Genomic DNA, 17,310 nt, shown 5'->3' with positions numbered 1-17,310 from the left:
CGGCCGCAGACCGGCAACCGGTTGGTTGCATTCCTGAACTTTTCGCCCGGGCCGGAGGCTTCCTTTCCGCCTGCGGCAACTACTTAAGGAACATGCGATTGATTATTCGGCCCTCATCGTCGATAAGGGCCGCCTTCGGCCGAAACCCGAATGATCTTACATTGACGACAGATTGCTTGGATCGACGTGTTCAACCGGTTCCTCAAGCCTGAAATCCGCTATGCCCGCCGCATGGCCCGCATCGCGCGTTGGGACCGACCCGTCGAGGGCTTGGCCGGGCGCCTGCGCGCCTGGGCCCATATGCTCGTCGCCGATCACGGGGTGTTCCGCCTCTTCTACCTCAACAAGCACCGGGTGACCGACCGCCTGTGGCGCTCGGCCCAGCCGGCCCCGCATCAGATCGCCGTCCTCAAGGCCGAGGGCGTGCGCACGATCATCAACCTGCGCGGCGGCCGCGAGCATGGCTCCTGGCAGCTCCAGAAGGACGCCTGCGAGCGGCTCGGCATCCACCTGGAGGAATTCGTCGTCCGCTCCCGTGGGGCGCCGGACCGGGAGACTCTCCTGTCCGCCAAGGAATTCTTCGACAAGATCGAATACCCGGCCGTGCTGCACTGCAAGTCGGGCGCCGATCGGGCGGGATTCGTCGCCGCCCTCTACCTCATCGTCTACGAGGGAAAATCCATCGACGAGGCCCAGCGCCAGCTCTCCATGCGCTTCGGCCATTTCCGCTTCTCGAAGACCGGCATTCTCGACGAATTCTTCGATCTCTACCGCCGCGAGGGCGAGGCCAAGGGCATTCCGTTCCTGACGTGGATCGAAACCCGATACGATGCCGAGACCCTGGAGCGGAATTTCCGCCCGAGCTTCTGGTCGAGCCTCCTCGTCGACAGGATCATGCGGCGGGAATGAACGGATCGATTTCCGTGCAACGCCTCACGTCATCACCGGGCTCGTCCCGGTAATCTTGTTTGGAAGAGGGCGGCGCGTCCTAATATCGGGGTGGTCAGCACAAGCCCGGCCATGACGTGGTGTGGGCAGGCCCTACGACGCCGCCAAGCTGGGCTCTTCGTCGTCGGAGAGCTGCAGGCGGTGGAGGCGGGCATAGGTGCCTCTCTTGGCGATCAGGGTCTCGTGCGAGCCCGTCTCGGCGATGCGCCCGTTCTCCATCACGACGATTTTCTCCGCGTTGCGGACCGTCGAAAGGCGGTGGGCGATGACCAGGGTGGTGCGCCCCTTCATGAGACGCCGGATGGCGTCCTGCACCAAGCGTTCCGATTCGGAATCGAGGGCGCTCGTCGCCTCGTCGAGCAGCAGGATCGGGGCGTTCTTGAGGAAGGCGCGGGCGAGCGAGATGCGCTGGCGCTCGCCGCCCGACAGGCGTCCGCCGCCGGGGCCGACCGGCGTGCCGTAGCCGTCCGGCTGCTTGAGGATGAAGTCATGGGCCGCGGCGGCCTTGGCGGCCGCAACGATCTCCTCCTCGGTCGCATCCGGCCGCCCGAAGGCGATGTTGGCCCGGATCGTGTCGTCGAAGAGGATTACGTCCTGGCTCACGACCGCGACGGCGCGGCGCAGGCTGGCCAGGGTCACGTCCCGCACATCCTGCCCGTCGATCAGGACGGCGCCCTGGTTGACGTCGTAGAGCCGCGGGACGAGCGACAGGAGGGTCGATTTGCCCGAGCCGGAGCGGCCCACCAGGGCCGTGGTCTGGCCGGCTTCGGCCACCAGATCGACGTGATCGAGCGCCACCGCCTCGCCATCGTAGGAGAAGGTGAGGTTCGAGAAATGGATCTCGCCGCCTTCGAGCGCGAGCGGCTCGGCTCCGGGCTTGTCCTGGATCCGGGGCGTCTCGTCCATGACCGTGAAGGTCCGGTGGAGGGCCGCCGCCGCCTCCTGAACGATGGCGTTCAGGTTGCCGAGCGCCCGAATCGGCTGCGCGGCCATGACGAGGGCGCTGACGAAGCCGGTGAAGTCGCCGACCGTGCTGCCGCCGGACATGATCCTATGGCCGATCAGCATGAGCACGACGGCGACCGCGATGCCGCCGCCGGTCTCCAGGATGGGATCCATCCGCCCGCGGGCATTCGCCGCCTTCATCTTGAGGCCGCGCACGTCGTCGAAAGTCCGGGCGGCCTTGGCCTTGAGATAGCGCTCAAGCCCGTAGGTCTTGGCGATGCGGGTTCCGGCCAGGCTCTCGGTGATGAGGCTCGCCATCAGGCCCGTCTGCTCCTGGGTCGAGAGGGCGACACGGCGCAGCTTCCGCCCGATCTTGTCCACCGGATAGGCGAAGAAGGGCGCGATGACGGCCGCCACCAGGGTCAGGGTCGGGTCGATCCAGAGCATCGCGGCGATCAGCGCGATAATCGTCGTGACCTCGCGCAGGAACACCGTCGAGAGGCGGGTGAGCGCCTCCCGGATGAAGGCGAAATCAGTAGTGAAGCGCTGGGTCAGGGCAGCCGGGCTCTCGCGCCCGATCTGGGCCAGGTCGGCATCGATCAGATGACCGTAGAGCGCCGTCTGCATGTCGGCCTCGATCCGGGTCACCACCTTGTTGGTGAGGATCGTCAGGGCAAGCAGCGAGAAACCCTTCACGGAGGTGACCGCAATGACGAAGAGCGGCGCCAGCATGATGGCCTGCGCGTCCTTGCTGTCGAAGGCGTCGAAAGCCGCCTTGATCAGAACCGGGTAGAACCCCGTGGCGATCGAGACCAGGGCCACCAGCAGAAGAACCAGGCCGAGGGTCTTCGCGTGCGGACGCATCCAGTCGCGCCACAGACGGCTGATCAAGGGAAGGGTTTCGCCCCGAAGGAGGCTCTTGCGGGCCATGCTCTGCCTTAAGGAAGTTCTCGATTTCGGATGGCTCGCGGTTAGCACGCAAAGGCCCTGGGCGGCAAATCCTTCACTGGGCTGAGATCCGGCGGGTGGGGCCGTATCGCTGGCAATCGGGACCATCTCCCCTCTCGACAGAACCCTCAAACCGTGGCTGCATGTCGCGATCTTCGCATTGGACACTGCCATGACGCTCGAAACCTGGCTCGCCTTCACGGCCGCCTCCGCCGTGCTGCTCGTCATTCCCGGACCGACCATCCTGCTGGTGGTGTCCTATGCTCTCGGACAGGGCTGGCGGACCGCCCTGCCCATGGCGGTCGGGGTCGCCCTGGGCGATTTCACCGCCATGACCTTGTCTCTTCTCGGCCTCGGAGCCGTCCTGGCCGCCTCGGCCACCCTGTTCACGCTGCTCAAATGGATGGGCGCCGCCTATCTCGTCTGGCTCGGGATCAAGCTTTGGCGGGCCGGCGGCGCGCTCGACGCCAAGCCGCGCACGGATGCGACCTCGGCGCTCAGGATGCTCGGCCATGCCTGGCTCGTCACGGCGCTCAATCCGAAGGGCCTGACCTTCTTCATCGCCTTCCTGCCGCAGTTCATCGACCCGAAGCTCGCGCTCCTTCCCCAGGTCGGCGTCTTCGCGGCGACCTTTCTGATCCTCGCCTTCGCGAACGTCCTCACCTATGCGCTCATCGCCTCGCGGGCCCGCAGCGTCGTGCAGAGCCCGCGAACCATGCGGGTGATCAACCGGACCGGCGGCAGCCTCCTGATCGGCGCCGGCATCGCGACGGTGGCGTTGCGGGCGGGCCAGGGGTGAGCAGCGGTCGAGGCCTCAGACCGCCTCGTTTCACACGGCCTTGAGGTAGCGCATCGGTCGGCCGGGCGCGATCATCTCGGCCGCCGCGATGATGCCCTGCGCGTCGATGCCGAAATGGCGGTACAGATCCTTGATCGTGCCGGTCTGGCCGAAATGCTCGACACCGAGCGAGCGGGTGCGGTGGCCCATGACGGAGCCCATCCAGGCCAGGGTCGCTGGATGGCCGTCGATCACCGTTACCAGTCCGCAATGGGGCGGCACATCGGCGAGCAGGCGCTCCACATGGGACCTTGCATGGACGAGCCCGCGCTCCCGAGCGCGCTGCGCAGCCGTCCAGCCGGCATTGAGCCGGTCGGCGGACGTGATCGCGAGCAGGCCGATGTCGCGCCGGTCCTCGGCCATGAGCCCCACGGCCTCGATCGCCTCGGGCGCGACCGCCCCCGTATAGGCCACCACCACCTGGGCGTTCGGACCGGGCTTGCGCAGCCAATAGGCCCCGGCCATCACGTCGTCGGCCAGCTCGGCCGTCATCGTGCGCTGCGGCTGTTCGAGGCTGCGGGTCGACAGGCGTAAGTAAACCGAGCCGCCGGTCTCGTCGCGCAGCCAGGTCTTCTCGTTCGCCTCGCCCTCGCCGTCGCGCTGCATGTAGTCGAAGGCCCAGCGCATGATCACCGCCAGCTCGTCGACGAAGGCCGGCTCGAAGGAGGCGAGCCCGTCCTGCGCCATGCCCACCAGGGGCGTGCCGATGGATTGGTGCGCCCCGCCCTCCGGCGCCAGCGTCACGCCCGAGGGGGTCGCCACGATCATGAAGCGGGCATCCTGGTAGCAGGCGTAGTTCAGGGCGTCGGCGCCGCGATAGATGAACGGATCGTAGAGGGTACCGATGGGCAGGATCCGCTCCCCGAAAAGCGAATGCGACAGCCCGAGCGCCGAGAGCACGATGAACAGGTTCATCTCGGCGATGCCGAGCTCGATATGCTGCCCCTTGGGCGAGAATTCCCAGTTGTAGGTCGAGGGAATCCGCTCCTTCTTGAACGTGTCGACCAGGCTCTCGCGGGCGAACAGGCCGCGCCGGTTCACCCAGGCGCCGAGATTGGTCGAGACCGTCACGTCCGGCGCCGTGGTGACGACGCGCGACGCCAGCGCGTCGTCGGAGCGGGCGAGTTCGTTGAGGATGAGGCCGAAGCCCTGCTGGGTCGACATGGCGGGATTGGACGGGAAGGCGAGCCGCTCCGGCACCGGCACCTGCGGGGCCGTGTAGCGTCGCGTCCCCTTCTGGATGAACGGCACCTCGCTCAGGAACCGCTCGATCGCCGCCTGCGGCACCTTGAGCCCCTCGAACTTGTCCCATTCATGGTCCGGACGGACCCCTTGTGTGGCGCGCCAGGCCTCCATCTGGGAGGGCGTCAGCATGCCGGAATGGTTGTCCTTGTGGCCGGCGAGCGGCAGGCCGAAGCCCTTGATCGTATAGGCCAGGAAGCAGACCGGGCGGTCGTGCTGGCGGGCTTTCTCGAAGGCCTCGAGCAGGCTCGGCATGTCGTGTCCGCCGAGATTGGACATGAGCCGCGCCAGCTCCTCGTCCGAGCGCTTCTCGATCAGGCGGGTGACCGGTCCCTGGTCGCCGAGATCGTCCAGCAGGCGCTTGCGCCAGGCGGCGCCGCCCTGAAACGTGAGAGCGGAGTAGAGCTGGTTGGGACAGGAATCGATCCAGGCCCGCAGACGGTCGCCGCCGGGCTCCTGGAACGCCTCCTGCATCAGGGAACCGTGCTTGAGGATCACCACGTCCCAGCCGAAATTGCGGAACAAGGCCTCGAAGCGCTCCCACAGGCCCTCGCGAATCACCGCGTCGAGGCTCTGGCGGTTGTAGTCGATGATCCACCAGGTGTTGCGGATGCCGTGCTTCCAGCCCTCCAGAAGGGCCTCGAAGATGTTGCCCTCGTCCATCTCGGCGTCGCCCACGAGCGAGATCATGCGGCCCTCGGGCTTGTCCTTGGCCCAGCCATGGGCCTTCACGTAATCCTGCACGAGGCTGGCGAAGAGCGTCTGGGCGACGCCCAGGCCCACCGAGCCGGTGGAGAAATCCACGTCGTCGATGTCCTTGGTGCGGGACGGGTAGGATTGCGCCCCCTTGTAGCCGCGGAAATTCTCCAGCTTCTCGCGGGTCTGGCGGCCGAAGAGATACTGGATGGCGTGATAGATCGGGCTGGCATGGGGCTTCACCGCCACCCGGTCCTCGGGCCTCAGCACCGAGAAATAAAGCGCCGTCAGGATCGTCGAGAGAGACGCGGAGGAGGCCTGATGCCCGCCGATCTTGAGCCCGTCCTCGTTGGCGCGCAGGTGGTTGGCGTTGTGGATCGTCCAGGTGGACAGCCAGAGCACCTTGCGCTCGAGTTCCCGCAACATTTCAAGGTGCTTCGCGTTGGCCATCGTATCCTCCGATGCTTCGTTTATATATGAGAGCATCGTTCGGGCCAGAAAACCGGGTCCACTTTTCCTTACGATGCTCTAGGCCGGACGCGTCGTTTCCGCCTCCGGAAGGAAGCAGAACGGCATCAGGCCCTACTCGTGTTCAATCGTTATCAGAGGGTACGCGCGACCGCTATCGAGACGGAAGACGCATAGCCTCTCAAAACTCCTCTTCCTCCTCGGCAAAGTCGCCGCTGAGCCGGAGGCCGTCGATCCAGGTTTCGCCCTTCCGCTTGATGACCTGCCGCTGGGAAACTCCACCATTGCGTGCGATGGCGTCGGCCAGAGGTTCGGAATGCGTCACGAGCCAGACCTGCGTGCGCTTCGAGGCCGCGACGATCATGCGCGCGAGCGGCTCCAGCAGATCGGGATGCAGGCTCGTTTCGGGCTCGTTCAAGGCAATGAAGGGTGGAAGCCGATAGGACAGAAGCGCTCCCGCCAGCGTCAGGAAATGCAGGGTGCCGTCCGACAACTCGGAGGCCTGGAAGACGCGCTTCGGGTAATCGGGAAAGATCACGCCGAACGTGGCGAAGCGGTCAGGTTCAGGGATGACGAGACGCGCCCCGGGAAAGGCATCGTCGAAGGCCTCATCGAGATCGGTGGTGTCTTGCCGGATATGAGCCAGGGTCGCGAAGACCGCCGCGAGATTCGAACCGTCGGAGGCAAGCGTCGGCGACGTCACCGCCAGGGCGGGCTTGCGCAAGGGCGCGGACGCATCCGTGCGAAATCCGTGGAAGAATCGCCACTCCAGCATCGTCCTGCGGGCGAGATGCAGATCGGGGAAGGCCGCGGCATCCTGCAACGAGCCGAGTGCGGTTTCGGAGGGGAGGATCTCGGAACCCAGCGGGCGCTTCACACCGGCCTCGTCGAGGCAATGCCCTCGGGGGCCGCGCCGTTCGAGCAGGCCTTTCGAACGCCCTCGCGCCTCATAGGTGAGGGTCTCCACCTTGATCTGCGGCTCGAGGTCGAAGCCTGCGCCCAGGAGCTCGACCAAGCCGGTTTCGACGCCGTATTCCAGGGTATAGTCGTCACTCTCGCCGCTCAGGCGAACGCCGAGCCTGACACGAACCGGATCCCTGCCGCTCCGTGGGCCCGCCCAATAGACGGAATCGAAGCCGCCCTCCGCGGCCAGCTCGTGCGTGAGCGTGCCGGCGGCGGCCGCTTGCAGGAGCTGCAACGCGCGGTAGAGGTTCGTCTTGCCGGTCCCATTGCCCCCCACGAAGACGGACAGCGGCTCGACGGGGAAGCGGATATGCCTCAGCGAGCGGTAGCCTGCGGCGAAGACTTCTTTGATGACGAGCATGACCACGACAGAAGAAACGCGTGAGGGACGTGCAACCCTATCCGCTCCTGGCACGGACCGCAAAAACGAAAAGCCCGCCTTGCGGCGGGCCTTCGTAAGTCTCTCATTTCTGAGAGAAATTGGAGCGGGCGAAGGGATTCGAACCCTCGACCCCAACCTTGGCAAGGTTGTGCTCTACCCCTGAGCTACACCCGCGCTCCGCGATGCCGTGGCATCGTTGCGAGGCCCGTGATGTGCCCCAAAACGCGGCGTATTGCAAGAGGGACCTGCCGATCTTTTCGCGGTAGCCCTTGAGCCTGCTTCATCCGGTCGCTAGAACGCGGACCGGTACGGAGGTTGCAAGCTTGGCCCATCTGTCTCCCCGGGAACTCCTGGATCGCCTGTCCTCGCTCGGCATCAAGACCGAGACGGTGGAGCACGCCCCCGTCTTCACGGTGGCCGAATCGGCATCCGTCAAGGAGCACATCCCGGGAGCCCATTCCAAGAACCTGTTCGTGAAGGACAAGAAGGGCCGCTTCTTCCTGATTTCCGCCAAGCACGACACCGCCATCGACCTCAAGCGCACCCATGAGGCCATCGGGGCCTCCGGCCGCCTCTCCTTCGGCTCGGCCGAGCAGCTGCGCGCGCTTCTCGGGGTCGAGCCCGGTTCGGTCACCGCCTTCGCGGTGGCGAACGATACGGACGGCAGGGTCACGATGGTGCTCGACGCCAACCTCATGGAGCATGAGCGGGTGAATTTTCACCCGCTGGTCAATTCCATGACCACCGGCATATCCCGGGAGGACCTGGTGACCTTCCTGCGGGCCACGGGGCACGATCCCCTCATCCTGCGCCTGCCGGAACCGCCGGCGGAATTGCCAGACGACGCCTGAGCTCCCATGTAAGGAGCGTTCTTCTCACCTTTCGAGGATCGCATGCTGTCCGATACCCCCGTCCCCTCCTCCGACGACCTCGTGAAGGACACCACCACGGCCAATTTCCGCCAGGACGTGCTGGCCGAATCCATGCAGCAGCCGGTTCTGGTCGATTTCTGGGCCCCCTGGTGCGGCCCTTGCAAGCAGCTCACCCCGCTTCTCGAAAAGGCCGTTCGGGCCGCCGGCGGCAAGGTGAAGCTCGTCAAGATGAACATCGACGAGCATCCGCAGATCGCCGGCCAGCTCGGGGTGCAGTCGATCCCGGCCGTCTTCGCCTTCCAGCGCGGCCAGCCGGTGGACGGCTTCATGGGCGCCCTGCCCGAGAGCCAGATCAAGAGCTTCATCGAGCGCCTCGTCGGGCCGCTCGGACCCGGCGCGGCCGAGGAGATCCTGGCCGAGGCCGACCGTCTGGCGGCCGAGGGCGACATCGGCGGCGCGGCCGAACTCTATTCCGCCGTGCTGGCCCAGGATCCGGAGAACGTCGCGGCGCTCGCCGCCCTCGTGAAGCTGCACGTGGAGGTGAGCGACCTGGAGGGCGCCAAGCGCTTCCTCGCCATGGCGCCGGCGGCGAAAGCCAACGATCCGGCCCTCGCCGGCGCGCGGGCGGCAATCGAGCTCGCCGAACAGGCGGGTTCCCTCGGCGACCTGGCGGAGCTCCAGCGCAGGGTCGAGACCGATCCCACGGACCATCAGGCTCGCTTCGATCTGGCCGTAGGCCTGAATGCCCTCGGGCGGCGCGAAGAAGCTGCCAACCACCTCCTTGAAATCGTCCGCCGCGACCGCAATTGGAACGAGGACGGCGCACGCAAGCAGCTCGTCCAGTTCTTCGAGGCCTGGGGCCCGATGGACGCGATGACGCTGGCAGGGCGGCGGAGGCTCTCCTCGCTCCTGTTCTCTTGACGCTGTCCGACAGGCTTTAGGAGATCGGGATGGGAATGAACGCGGTATACCGAGGGCCGGAGGATTGCCCGTCGGTCGTCCCCGTCTTCCCGCTTCCCGGAGCCCTCCTCCTCCCACGCGGGCAGATGCCGCTCAACATCTTCGAGCCGCGCTATCTGGCGATGGTCGACGAGGCGCTGAAGACCGACCGCATCATCGGCATGGTCCAGCCGGACGCGGACAACGACCCTCAGGCGAACGTGCCGAAACTCTACCGGATCGGCTGCGCCGGCCGCATCACGCAGTTCGCCGAGACCGGCGACGGGCGGTATCTCATCACGCTCATCGGCATCGCGCGCTTCCGCATCGAGGAGGAGCTGCCGGCGGTGAACCTGTTCCGCCAGTGCCGGGTGGCCTTCGAGCCGTTCGCCAACGATTTCGTCGCCCGCGCCGGCGAGAACGCGGTCAACCGCGCCGGCGTGGTGAAGGCCCTGCGCGACTTCGTCAACGCGGTGCATGTGAAGGTCGATTGGCGCGGCATCGAGGAAGCCCCCAACGAGGCTCTCGTGAATGCCTTGTGCATGATGAGCCCCTTCGGCGTGCGCGAGAAGCAGGCGCTGCTCGAAGCCTCCGACCTGAAGAGCCGGGCGGAGGTGCTCATCGCCCTGACCGAGATCGAGCTCGCCCGCGGCGGCGCCGGCTCCGACTCGACCCTGCAATAGAAAGGACCGCAATGGTTCCGGATAGCCCTCAGCCCGAAACGCCCCAGCCCGTGGAGGCGACGCGGATCGACCCCAAGCTCCTCGAGCTTCTCGTCTGCCCGCTCACCAAGGAAACCCTCGAATACGACGCCGCCCGCCAGGAGCTGATCAGCCGCCGCGCCAAGCTCGCCTACCCGATCCGCGACGGCATCCCGATCATGCTGCCGGAAGAGGCGCGGCCATTGGCCGATTGAGCGAGGCGCTCCGCTGTCATCCCCGGCGCACGCAGTGCGGGAAGGGGATCCACGGTCAAGCGCAACGTCATGGATTCCCTTCCCCACCGCTAAGCTCCGGCCGGGAATGACACCAGAGAGGGGATGACGTCTATGTGGTTTGCTTCGCTATGGCCTCCGCCATCGCCAATGTCCGCCGCGCCATCTCGGCATGAAGCCGCTCGACCATGCGGCCGCCGAGGCTGATGGCGCCCCTGGCCCGGTTCTCCGGCTGCTCGAAGGCTGCGACGATCGTCCGTGCGCTCTCGATCTCGTGCTCCGACGGAGCGAAGATCCCGTTGGCGGCCGCGATCTGATCGGGATGGATCAGCGTCTTGCCGTCGAAGCCGCAATCGCGGCCTTGCTCGCATTCGGCGCGAAAGCCGCTTTCATCGGACAAGGTGTTGTAGACCCCGTCGAGAATGTCGATGCCATGCGCCCGCGCGGCGGCAAGCGCGGTCATCAGCCAGGGCAGCATCGCGGCGCGCCCGGGCAGCAGGCGGGTGCGGGTATCCTTGGCGAGATCGTTGGTGCCCATGACGAAGCAGGACAACCGCGTGTCGACGTCGTGAGCCGCGCTCGCGATGGATTCCGCCCGCAGAATGGCGAGCGGCGTCTCGATCATGGCCCAGATTCCGGTGCGCTCCGCGGCCCCGAGCTTACGCAGGCGCAGGCCCACCGCCGCGAGCGTTTCGGCCGAGGACACCTTCGGCACGAGAATCGCGTCGGGCGCGGCCGCGACGGCCGCCGCGAGATCGGCCTCTCCCCAGGGCGTCTCGAGCGCATTGACGCGGATCACCAGCTCGCGCCGCCCGTAACCGCCGGCCTTCACGGCCGCGCAGACCTGCTCGCGCGCCTGCGTCTTCAGATCGGGCGCGACCGCGTCCTCCAAGTCGAAGATCACCACGTCGGCGGCCAGCGTCCTCGCCTTCTCGATCGCGCGGGCATTGGATCCGGGCATATAGAGGGCGCTGCGGCGCGGGCGAATCGGGATCATGGCTTGCTCCTCCTGCGGCCCACCGGTTTTAAGGAGGCTGCCGAAATAAGAACAGGGTCATTCCCGGCATAGGAGCAGCACTCTACCGAACAAGACGAGGAGACGGCGAGCGATGTGGGTTGCAGGAGTCGACGGCTGCCGAGCCGGGTGGATCGCGGTTCTGATGCGGGCGGACGATCCGGACACCCACCGCATCGTAACGGCGCCGACCTTCGAGGCCATCGCCGATGCGCCGGAGCGGCCTCGGGTGATCGCCGTCGACATGCCTGTCGGCCTGCCGGACCGGACGGCCGGATCGGGCCGCTTGCCGGAGCAGCTGATTCGCCCGTTGCTCGGCGAGCGGCAATCCTCCGTCTTCGCGATCCCCTCCCGCCGCGCCGTGGAGGCGACCGATTATGGAGAGGCTTGCGCAAGAGCCGCCGCCACCTCTGATCCGTCGCGGAAGGTGTCGCGGCAAGGCTTTGCCATCTTCCCGAAGATCCGCGAGATCGACGCGCTGCTGCGCGCCCGGCCCGATCTGATCCCCCGCGTCTACGAGGTGCATCCCGAACTCGCCTTCTGGGCCCTGAACGGAGGCCGGGCGCTCGACCGGCCGAAGAAGGTGAAGGGAACGCCTTACGGACCGGGCATGGCGCTTCGCCGCGACCTGCTGAAGCGATCCGGTCTTTGCCCCGGCAGCCTGATCGATGCGCCGCCGCCGCGTGGCGCCGCCGAGGACGACCTGCTCGACGCACTTGCGGGGTTGACCGTGGCGCTTGATCTCGCGAGAGGTGGAGGCCAATCCTTTCCCGACCCGCCCGGCCGTGACGCGCACGGCCTGCCGGTCGCCATCTGGACGCTCCGCAACCCATCCCAAGGTCGAGCCATGCCCATCACCCGCGCCGATATCGAAGCGGCCCACGCCCGCATTGCCCCCCATATCCGTCGTACGCCCGTCCTGAACATGGGCAGCGCCTTCGGCCATGACGGCGCGGTGAGCCTGAAGCTCGAATTCCTGCAGCATGCGGGCTCGTTCAAGACCCGCGGAGCCTTCAACACCCTCCTGTCGAAGGAGCTTCCGGCAGCCGGCGTCGCGGCCGCGTCCGGCGGCAACCACGGCGCCGCCGTGGCCTATGCGGCGAAACAGCTGGGCGTGAAGGCGCGCATCTTCGTGCCGGAGATCTCGAGCCCCGCCAAGATCGCCGTCATTCGCTCGCATGGGGCCGAGGTGGTGATCGGCGGCGCGCGCTATGCGGATGCGCAGGCCGCCTGCGATCTCTACGTGGCGGAGAGCGGCGCCTTGCGCATCCACCCCTTCGCGGCCGAGAGCACCATGATCGGCCAGGGCACGGCAGCCCTCGAATGGGAGCAGGACGCGCCTGCCCTCGATACCGTCCTCGTGGCGGTCGGCGGCGGCGGTCTCATCAGCGGCGTGGCGAGCTGGTGGGCCGGGCGCGTGAAGGTGGTGGGCGTCGAGCCGGAAGGCTCGCGGGCGCTCCATGCCTCCCTCGAAGCCGGGCGGCCCGTCGACGTGGACGTGGACTCGGTGGCGGCCGATTCGCTCGGCGCGAAGAACACCGGCGATCTGGTCTATTCCATCTGCCGGGACACGGTCGATCACGTAGCGCTCGTCACCGACGCGGCGATCCGCGATGCGCAGCGGCTGCTCTGGCGCGATTACCGCATCGCCTCGGAGCCGGGCGGAGCCGCGGCACTGGCGGCCCTCGTTTCAGGAGCCTATAAACCCCGCTCGGGCGAGCGCGTCGGTGTGCTTCTCTGCGGCGCCAATGTCGAACTCGCCAAGCTTGCCGAGATCACCCATCCTTGAAGGGAAGGACGCCCATGTTCCCGCAACGTCTGACCGAAGGCTATCGCGCATTCCTCGACGAACGCCTTCCGCGTGAGAAGAACCGCTACGAAGCGCTGGCCGAGAAGGGGCAGTCGCCCGAGGTCATGATCATCGGCTGCTGCGACAGCCGCGTCTCGCCGGAAGTCATCTTCGATGCGAGCCCCGGAGAAATGTTCGTCGTCCGCAACGTGGCGAATCTGGTACCGCCCTTCGAGACGGGGGGTGATTATCACGGCACTTCGGCGGCGCTCGAATTCGCCGTGCAGGCGCTGCGCGTGAAGCATATCGTGGTGCTCGGCCATGCCCGCTGCGGCGGCATCCGCGCCTTTGCCGACGATACCGCTCCCCTCTCGCCGGGCGATTTCATCGGCCGCTGGATGACCCTGATCAAGCCTGCGGGCGAGCGCCTGGGCCCCCATGGCGGCAATCTCGACGAATACCTGCCGCGCCTGGAGCTGGCCGCCATCGAGAACAGCCTGCAGAACCTGATGACTTTCCCTTGCGTCAGGATTCTTGTGGAGCGCGGCAAGCTGCAACTCCACGGCGCCTATTTCGGCGTGGCGACCGGCGTTCTGCTCGTGCGCGATCCGGAAACAGGCGAGTTCAAGCCGGCGGTCGACGATGTACCGGGGCGCGTCTCCCCGTTCCGTGCGCAAGAAGTCCGGGAATAGGAGCCTGACCGAAGCGGCAAGGCTTTCACGTGGATGCCGGATTGCCGGGTCGCTCCCGACCTCTATATTGCCATGCCGTGCTTAGCAGGACGGCTGGCCTGAGAACCATTCCTGGATCGGCGCCGTTACCGAGACAAGGATGGTATGATGATGGTGATCCTCCAGGCGGCACAGCTGAGGCAAATCGGCCCCTCTCTGCGGGAACTCCTTCAGAGTTCCCGGATAGGCGCCCGTGCACGGTAATCTGAGAACCGCACCGGCCGATTTCCTCGCGGGCGGCGGGGAAATGTCGGCCCTGATGGAGAAGTTCGACTGGGCCGGAACGTCCATTGGGCCCATGGACGGGTGGCCCCAAAGCCTGCGAACCACCATCAGCATCATGCTGCGCTCGCCGATCCCCATGGTCCTCCTCTGGGGACCGGACGGGATCATGATCTACAACGACGCCTACACGATCTTCGCCGGCGGGCGTCATCCCCGCCTTCTCGGCTCCAAGGTCCTGGAGGGCTGGGCGGAGGTGGCGGACTTCAATGCCCATGTGATGCGGGTGGGCATGGCAGGCGGCACGCTCTCCTATCAGGATCAGGAGCTCACCCTTTACCGCAACAACGTCCCCGAGCAGGTCTGGATGAACCTGGACTACAGTCCCGTTATCGACGAGACCGGTAAGCCCGGCGGCGTTCTCGCCATCGTGGTCGAGACGACCGAACGGGTCCTCGCCGAGCGCCGGATCATGGCGGAGAAGGACCGTTTGCGCGAACTCTTCCACCAGGCGCCCGGATTCATGGTCATCTATCGGGGATCCGATCATGTGTTCGAGCTCGTGAACGAGGCCTATTACCAGCTGGTCGGCCGTCGCGAGATCATCGGCAAGCCGCTCCTGGAGGCATTGCCCGAGGTGGCCGACCAGGGCTTCATCGAACTCCTCGACAACGTCTATCGCACCAAGGAGCCGTTCGTCGGTCACGGCATCTCGGTCTATCTCCAGCGCGATGCCTCGAAGGATCCGGAAGAGCGCTTCGTCGATTTCGTCTACCAGCCGATCCGCGATGGCGACGGGCAGATCACCGGCATCTTCGCGGAAGGCAGCGACGTGACCGAGCGCGTCCGTTCCGAAGAACATCAGCGCCTTCTGCTCAACGAGCTGAACCATCGCGTCAAGAATACCCTGGCGACGGTGCAGTCGATCACCTCGCAGACCTTGCGCATGGCCGGCTCGACGAAGGGCGCCCAGGAGGCGATCGAGTCGCGCCTGTTCGCACTCTCGCGCGCCCATGACGTTCTCACGCGCGAGAACTGGGACGGAGCCTGGATCAAGGAGGTGGTCCGGCATGCGATGCAGCCCTTCCAGACGACCGGACACAGCCGCATTCACTGTCACGGGCACGACGTCAGGCTCCCGCCCAACACCACCCTGGCCCTTGCCATGGTGCTCCAGGAACTCGCGACCAACGCGGTGAAATACGGCTCCCTGTCGAACGAAACAGGCGAGGTTCAGATCAGCTGGCACGTGGACCGTTCTCGGGAACGGCCGCATCTGCTCCTGACCTGGGAGGAGAAGGGGGGACCGCCGGTCGCTCCACCCTCCCGCCGGGGCTTCGGCACGCGGCTCGTCGAGCGCAGCCTGGCGCAAGGCCATCTCGCCGGAGAGGCGAAGATCGATTTCTGCGAAAGCGGCGTCGTCTGCACCATCGACGCGCCGCTCGTCGCCGCTCACGAGGAGCCGGCGCAACTCATGCCCGCGGAGGCTGGCTCGTAAGGCGCTCGCCTCATCCTGAGGGAAAGCAGACGATCGAAAACAAAAAGGCCGCCCGGAGGCGGCCTTTCCGAAGCAATCGAGCCGGGCCTACGCGGCCTGCTTCTTTGCCTTCAGCAGGCCGCGATTCGCCATGGCCTCGGCGATCTGCACGGCGTTGAGCGCCGCGCCCTTGCGCAGGTTGTCGGAGACGCACCAGAAGGACAGGCCGTTCTCGACCGTGATGTCCTCGCGGATGCGGGAGATGTAGGTGGCGTCCTCGCCGGCCGCCTCGTGGGGCGTGATGTAGCCGCCGGGCTCGCGCTTATCGACCACCATGATGCCGGGTGCGGCCCGCAGGATGTCGCGCGCCTCGTCGGCGGTGATCGGGTTCTCGAATTCCACGTTGACGGCTTCCGAGTGGCTGATGAAGACCGGCACGCGCACGCAGGTGGCCGTGAGCTTGATCTTGGGGTCGAGAATCTTCTTGGTCTCGGCCATCATCTTCCACTCTTCCTTCGTGTACCCGTCCTCCATGAACACATCGATGTGCGGGATCAGGTTGAAGGCGATGCGCTTGGGGAACTTCTTCTCCTGCACGTCCTGCAGGGAATAGAGCGCCTTGGTCTGGCGATCGAGCTCGTCCATGCCGTCCTTGCCGGCGCCAGAGACCGACTGGTAGGTGGCGACGACCACCCGCTTGATGGTGGCGCGGTCATGGAGCGGCTTCAGGGCCACGACGAGCTGGGCGGTGGAGCAGTTCGGGTTGGCGACGATGCCCTTCTTGATCTCGCGCAGCGCCTCGGCATTCACCTCCGGCACCACCAGCGGCACCTCCGGGTCGTAGCGCCAGGCCGATGAATTGTCGATCACGACCGCGCCCTGGGCGGCGATCTTGGGCGACCATTCCTTGGAGACCTCGCCTCCGGCGGACATGAGGCACAGATCGACGTCGGAGAAATCGTAAGTGTCGAGGGTCTTCGTCTTGAGCGTCTTGTCGCCGTAGGAAACCTCCGACCCCTGGCTGCGGCGGGAGGCCAGCGCCACCACCTCGTCGGCCGGGAAGGCCCGTTCGGCGAGGATGCTCAGCATCTCGCGGCCCACATTGCCGGTCGCACCGACGACGGCGATCTTGAAACCCATTGATCTTCTCCTGTTGTCGCTCTCCCCGGATGTGTGAAAACCCTATTCGGGTGTTGCCTCTCGCCCCGACGGGAGAGAGGACCGGGGACGACGAGGCTTATTCGGCCGTCGTTTTCACGGCCGTCGTGGCGGTTTTCGTTTTGCTCGTCGTCAGGGTGAGCATCGCCATTGCCATCGTCCATCCAAAAGCCCGGACAGGGCTTCGATACGCCGCCAGCAACACACCAAAGACACGCTTTCGTCAAGCGTTTCCTCGGTCTTGCGGGCCCTCAATCATCCGACAGCACGCCGGTGGAGAGGTTGAAGCGGTAGAACACCTTGTCCATCCGCTCGGCCCCCAGCCGCTCGTAGAACGCCTGGGCCCGCATGTTGGTGCCCTCGGTCGTCAGGTCGATGCGGGTAAGGCCCAGCGTCCGGGCATGATCGGCCAGCCAGCGCATGAGCCCGGCGCCCACCGCCTGACCGCGGGCCTGATCCTCGACGAAGAGCTCTTTGACGAAGAGGAGGCCGGACAGCCTGAAGCCGGGCCGCAGCACCGCGAAGCAGGCGAGGCCCACCGGGCGGCCGTCCCGGAAGGCCAGGGCGTAGCGCGTGCCTTCCGCCTCGCGCATGGAGCGCTCGACCATGGCCAGGGTCGGCGCGAGGGGCTGGGTCGCATCGGCGCCGGCATAATGCAGATCCAAGGTCCGAACCAGGGCGGCGACCTGAGGGGCGTCCTCCAGGGTAGCCAGGCGAATCACGATGGCGGGCATGACGGCACA

General features: G+C 66.3%; 15 protein-coding genes and 1 tRNA gene. 9 read left to right on the top strand and 7 right to left on the bottom strand.

The features are described from left to right. Positions 1-186: 186 nt before the first annotated feature. Complete coding sequence (locus U0023_RS09100; protein WP_009490840.1) at positions 187-909, top strand: fused DSP-PTPase phosphatase/NAD kinase-like protein; 723 nt, start codon at positions 187-189, stop codon at positions 907-909. A gap of 132 nt (positions 910-1,041) precedes the next feature. Here U0023_RS09100 and U0023_RS09095 read toward each other — a convergent pair whose 3' ends face one another. After that, on the bottom strand, positions 1,042-2,823 hold the full coding sequence (locus tag U0023_RS09095; RefSeq protein ID WP_009490839.1) for an ABC transporter ATP-binding protein: 1,782 nt from the start codon (positions 2,821-2,823) through the stop codon (positions 1,042-1,044). 190 nt (positions 2,824-3,013) lie between these two features. On the opposite strand from U0023_RS09095, the gene U0023_RS09090 reads away from it, so the two are divergent. Next, complete coding sequence (locus U0023_RS09090; protein WP_009490838.1) at positions 3,014-3,640, top strand: LysE family translocator; 627 nt, start codon at positions 3,014-3,016, stop codon at positions 3,638-3,640. 30 nt (positions 3,641-3,670) lie between these two features. Here the strand turns inward: U0023_RS09090 and U0023_RS09085 are convergent, their stop codons facing one another. The 3 genes from U0023_RS09085 to U0023_RS09075 all read right to left on the bottom strand — a co-directional run bounded on the left by U0023_RS09085 (position 3,671) and on the right by U0023_RS09075 (position 7,604). Continuing rightward, complete coding sequence (locus U0023_RS09085; protein ID WP_009490837.1) at positions 3,671-6,067, bottom strand: transketolase-like TK C-terminal-containing protein; 2,397 nt, start codon at positions 6,065-6,067, stop codon at positions 3,671-3,673. A 199-nt stretch (positions 6,068-6,266) separates the two neighbouring features. Beyond that, on the bottom strand, positions 6,267-7,409 hold the full coding sequence (locus U0023_RS09080) for an AAA family ATPase (RefSeq protein WP_009490836.1): 1,143 nt from the start codon (positions 7,407-7,409) through the stop codon (positions 6,267-6,269). 120 nt (positions 7,410-7,529) lie between these two features. After that, a tRNA-Gly gene (locus U0023_RS09075) sits at positions 7,530-7,604 on the bottom strand. A gap of 149 nt (positions 7,605-7,753) precedes the next feature. Here U0023_RS09075 and U0023_RS09070 point away from each other — a divergent pair. The 4 genes from U0023_RS09070 to U0023_RS09055 are packed head-to-tail and all read left to right on the top strand — an operon-like array spanning position 7,754 to position 10,157. After that, entirely contained in the window at positions 7,754-8,281 is a 528-nt protein-coding gene (locus U0023_RS09070; protein ID WP_009490835.1) for a prolyl-tRNA synthetase associated domain-containing protein, read from the top strand. A 42-nt stretch (positions 8,282-8,323) separates the two neighbouring features. Beyond that, complete coding sequence (gene trxA / locus U0023_RS09065; protein WP_009490834.1) at positions 8,324-9,223, top strand: thioredoxin; 900 nt, start codon at positions 8,324-8,326, stop codon at positions 9,221-9,223. A 29-nt stretch (positions 9,224-9,252) separates the two neighbouring features. Further along, on the top strand, positions 9,253-9,924 hold the full coding sequence (locus tag U0023_RS09060) for an LON peptidase substrate-binding domain-containing protein (RefSeq protein WP_009490833.1): 672 nt from the start codon (positions 9,253-9,255) through the stop codon (positions 9,922-9,924). Positions 9,925-9,935: 11 nt separating this feature from the next. After that, complete coding sequence (locus U0023_RS09055; RefSeq protein ID WP_009490832.1) at positions 9,936-10,157, top strand: Trm112 family protein; 222 nt, start codon at positions 9,936-9,938, stop codon at positions 10,155-10,157. Positions 10,158-10,287: 130 nt separating this feature from the next. Here U0023_RS09055 and U0023_RS09050 read toward each other — a convergent pair whose 3' ends face one another. After that, positions 10,288-11,172, bottom strand: coding sequence for an HpcH/HpaI aldolase/citrate lyase family protein (locus U0023_RS09050; RefSeq protein WP_009490831.1), 885 nt, complete (start codon positions 11,170-11,172; stop codon positions 10,288-10,290). Positions 11,173-11,284: 112 nt separating this feature from the next. On the opposite strand from U0023_RS09050, the gene U0023_RS09045 reads away from it, so the two are divergent. The 3 genes from U0023_RS09045 (at position 11,285) to U0023_RS09035 (ending at position 15,430) form a co-directional block, all read left to right on the top strand. Further along, complete coding sequence (locus tag U0023_RS09045; RefSeq protein ID WP_009490830.1) at positions 11,285-12,979, top strand: serine/threonine dehydratase; 1,695 nt, start codon at positions 11,285-11,287, stop codon at positions 12,977-12,979. 14 nt (positions 12,980-12,993) lie between these two features. Continuing rightward, positions 12,994-13,671, top strand: a complete 678-nt coding sequence (locus U0023_RS09040) for a carbonic anhydrase (RefSeq protein ID WP_009490829.1) — start codon at positions 12,994-12,996, stop codon at positions 13,669-13,671. 232 nt (positions 13,672-13,903) lie between these two features. After that, on the top strand, positions 13,904-15,430 hold the full coding sequence (locus U0023_RS09035) for a sensor histidine kinase (protein ID WP_009490828.1): 1,527 nt from the start codon (positions 13,904-13,906) through the stop codon (positions 15,428-15,430). An 87-nt stretch (positions 15,431-15,517) separates the two neighbouring features. Here U0023_RS09035 and U0023_RS09030 read toward each other — a convergent pair whose 3' ends face one another. Both U0023_RS09030 and U0023_RS09025 read right to left on the bottom strand, forming a co-directional pair. Then, the gene (locus U0023_RS09030) at positions 15,518-16,549 is read right to left on the bottom strand and encodes an aspartate-semialdehyde dehydrogenase (RefSeq protein WP_009490827.1); all 1,032 of its coding nucleotides are present in this window, start codon (positions 16,547-16,549) and stop codon (positions 15,518-15,520) included. A 269-nt stretch (positions 16,550-16,818) separates the two neighbouring features. After that, entirely contained in the window at positions 16,819-17,301 is a 483-nt protein-coding gene (locus U0023_RS09025) for a GNAT family N-acetyltransferase (RefSeq protein ID WP_009490826.1), read from the bottom strand. Between the last annotated feature and the right edge of the window lie 9 nt (positions 17,302-17,310).

This window comes from Microvirga lotononidis, from assembly GCF_034627025.1.
GTDB lineage: Bacteria > Pseudomonadota > Alphaproteobacteria > Rhizobiales > Beijerinckiaceae > Microvirga > Microvirga lotononidis.
This window is presented reverse-complemented; position numbering and strand designations above follow the sequence as displayed.

What these genes read in the sequence shown, in the direction of transcription:
- U0023_RS09095 (WP_009490839.1), bottom strand. Translation starts at nt 2,823, where the DNA reads ATGGCCCGCAAGAGCCTCCTTCGGGGCGAAACCCTTCCCTTGATCAGC.
- U0023_RS09090 (WP_009490838.1), top strand. Translation starts at nt 3,014, where the DNA reads ATGACGCTCGAAACCTGGCTCGCCTTCACGGCCGCCTCCGCCGTGCTG.
- U0023_RS09085 (WP_009490837.1), bottom strand. Translation starts at nt 6,067, where the DNA reads ATGGCCAACGCGAAGCACCTTGAAATGTTGCGGGAACTCGAGCGCAAG.
- U0023_RS09080 (WP_009490836.1), bottom strand. Translation starts at nt 7,409, where the DNA reads ATGCTCGTCATCAAAGAAGTCTTCGCCGCAGGCTACCGCTCGCTGAGG.
- trxA (WP_009490834.1), top strand. Translation starts at nt 8,324, where the DNA reads ATGCTGTCCGATACCCCCGTCCCCTCCTCCGACGACCTCGTGAAGGAC.
- U0023_RS09060 (WP_009490833.1), top strand. Translation starts at nt 9,253, where the DNA reads ATGGGAATGAACGCGGTATACCGAGGGCCGGAGGATTGCCCGTCGGTC.
- U0023_RS09055 (WP_009490832.1), top strand. Translation starts at nt 9,936, where the DNA reads ATGGTTCCGGATAGCCCTCAGCCCGAAACGCCCCAGCCCGTGGAGGCG.
- U0023_RS09050 (WP_009490831.1), bottom strand. Translation starts at nt 11,172, where the DNA reads ATGATCCCGATTCGCCCGCGCCGCAGCGCCCTCTATATGCCCGGATCC.
- U0023_RS09045 (WP_009490830.1), top strand. Translation starts at nt 11,285, where the DNA reads ATGTGGGTTGCAGGAGTCGACGGCTGCCGAGCCGGGTGGATCGCGGTT.
- U0023_RS09040 (WP_009490829.1), top strand. Translation starts at nt 12,994, where the DNA reads ATGTTCCCGCAACGTCTGACCGAAGGCTATCGCGCATTCCTCGACGAA.
- U0023_RS09030 (WP_009490827.1), bottom strand. Translation starts at nt 16,549, where the DNA reads ATGGGTTTCAAGATCGCCGTCGTCGGTGCGACCGGCAATGTGGGCCGC.
- U0023_RS09025 (WP_009490826.1), bottom strand. Translation starts at nt 17,301, where the DNA reads ATGCCCGCCATCGTGATTCGCCTGGCTACCCTGGAGGACGCCCCTCAG.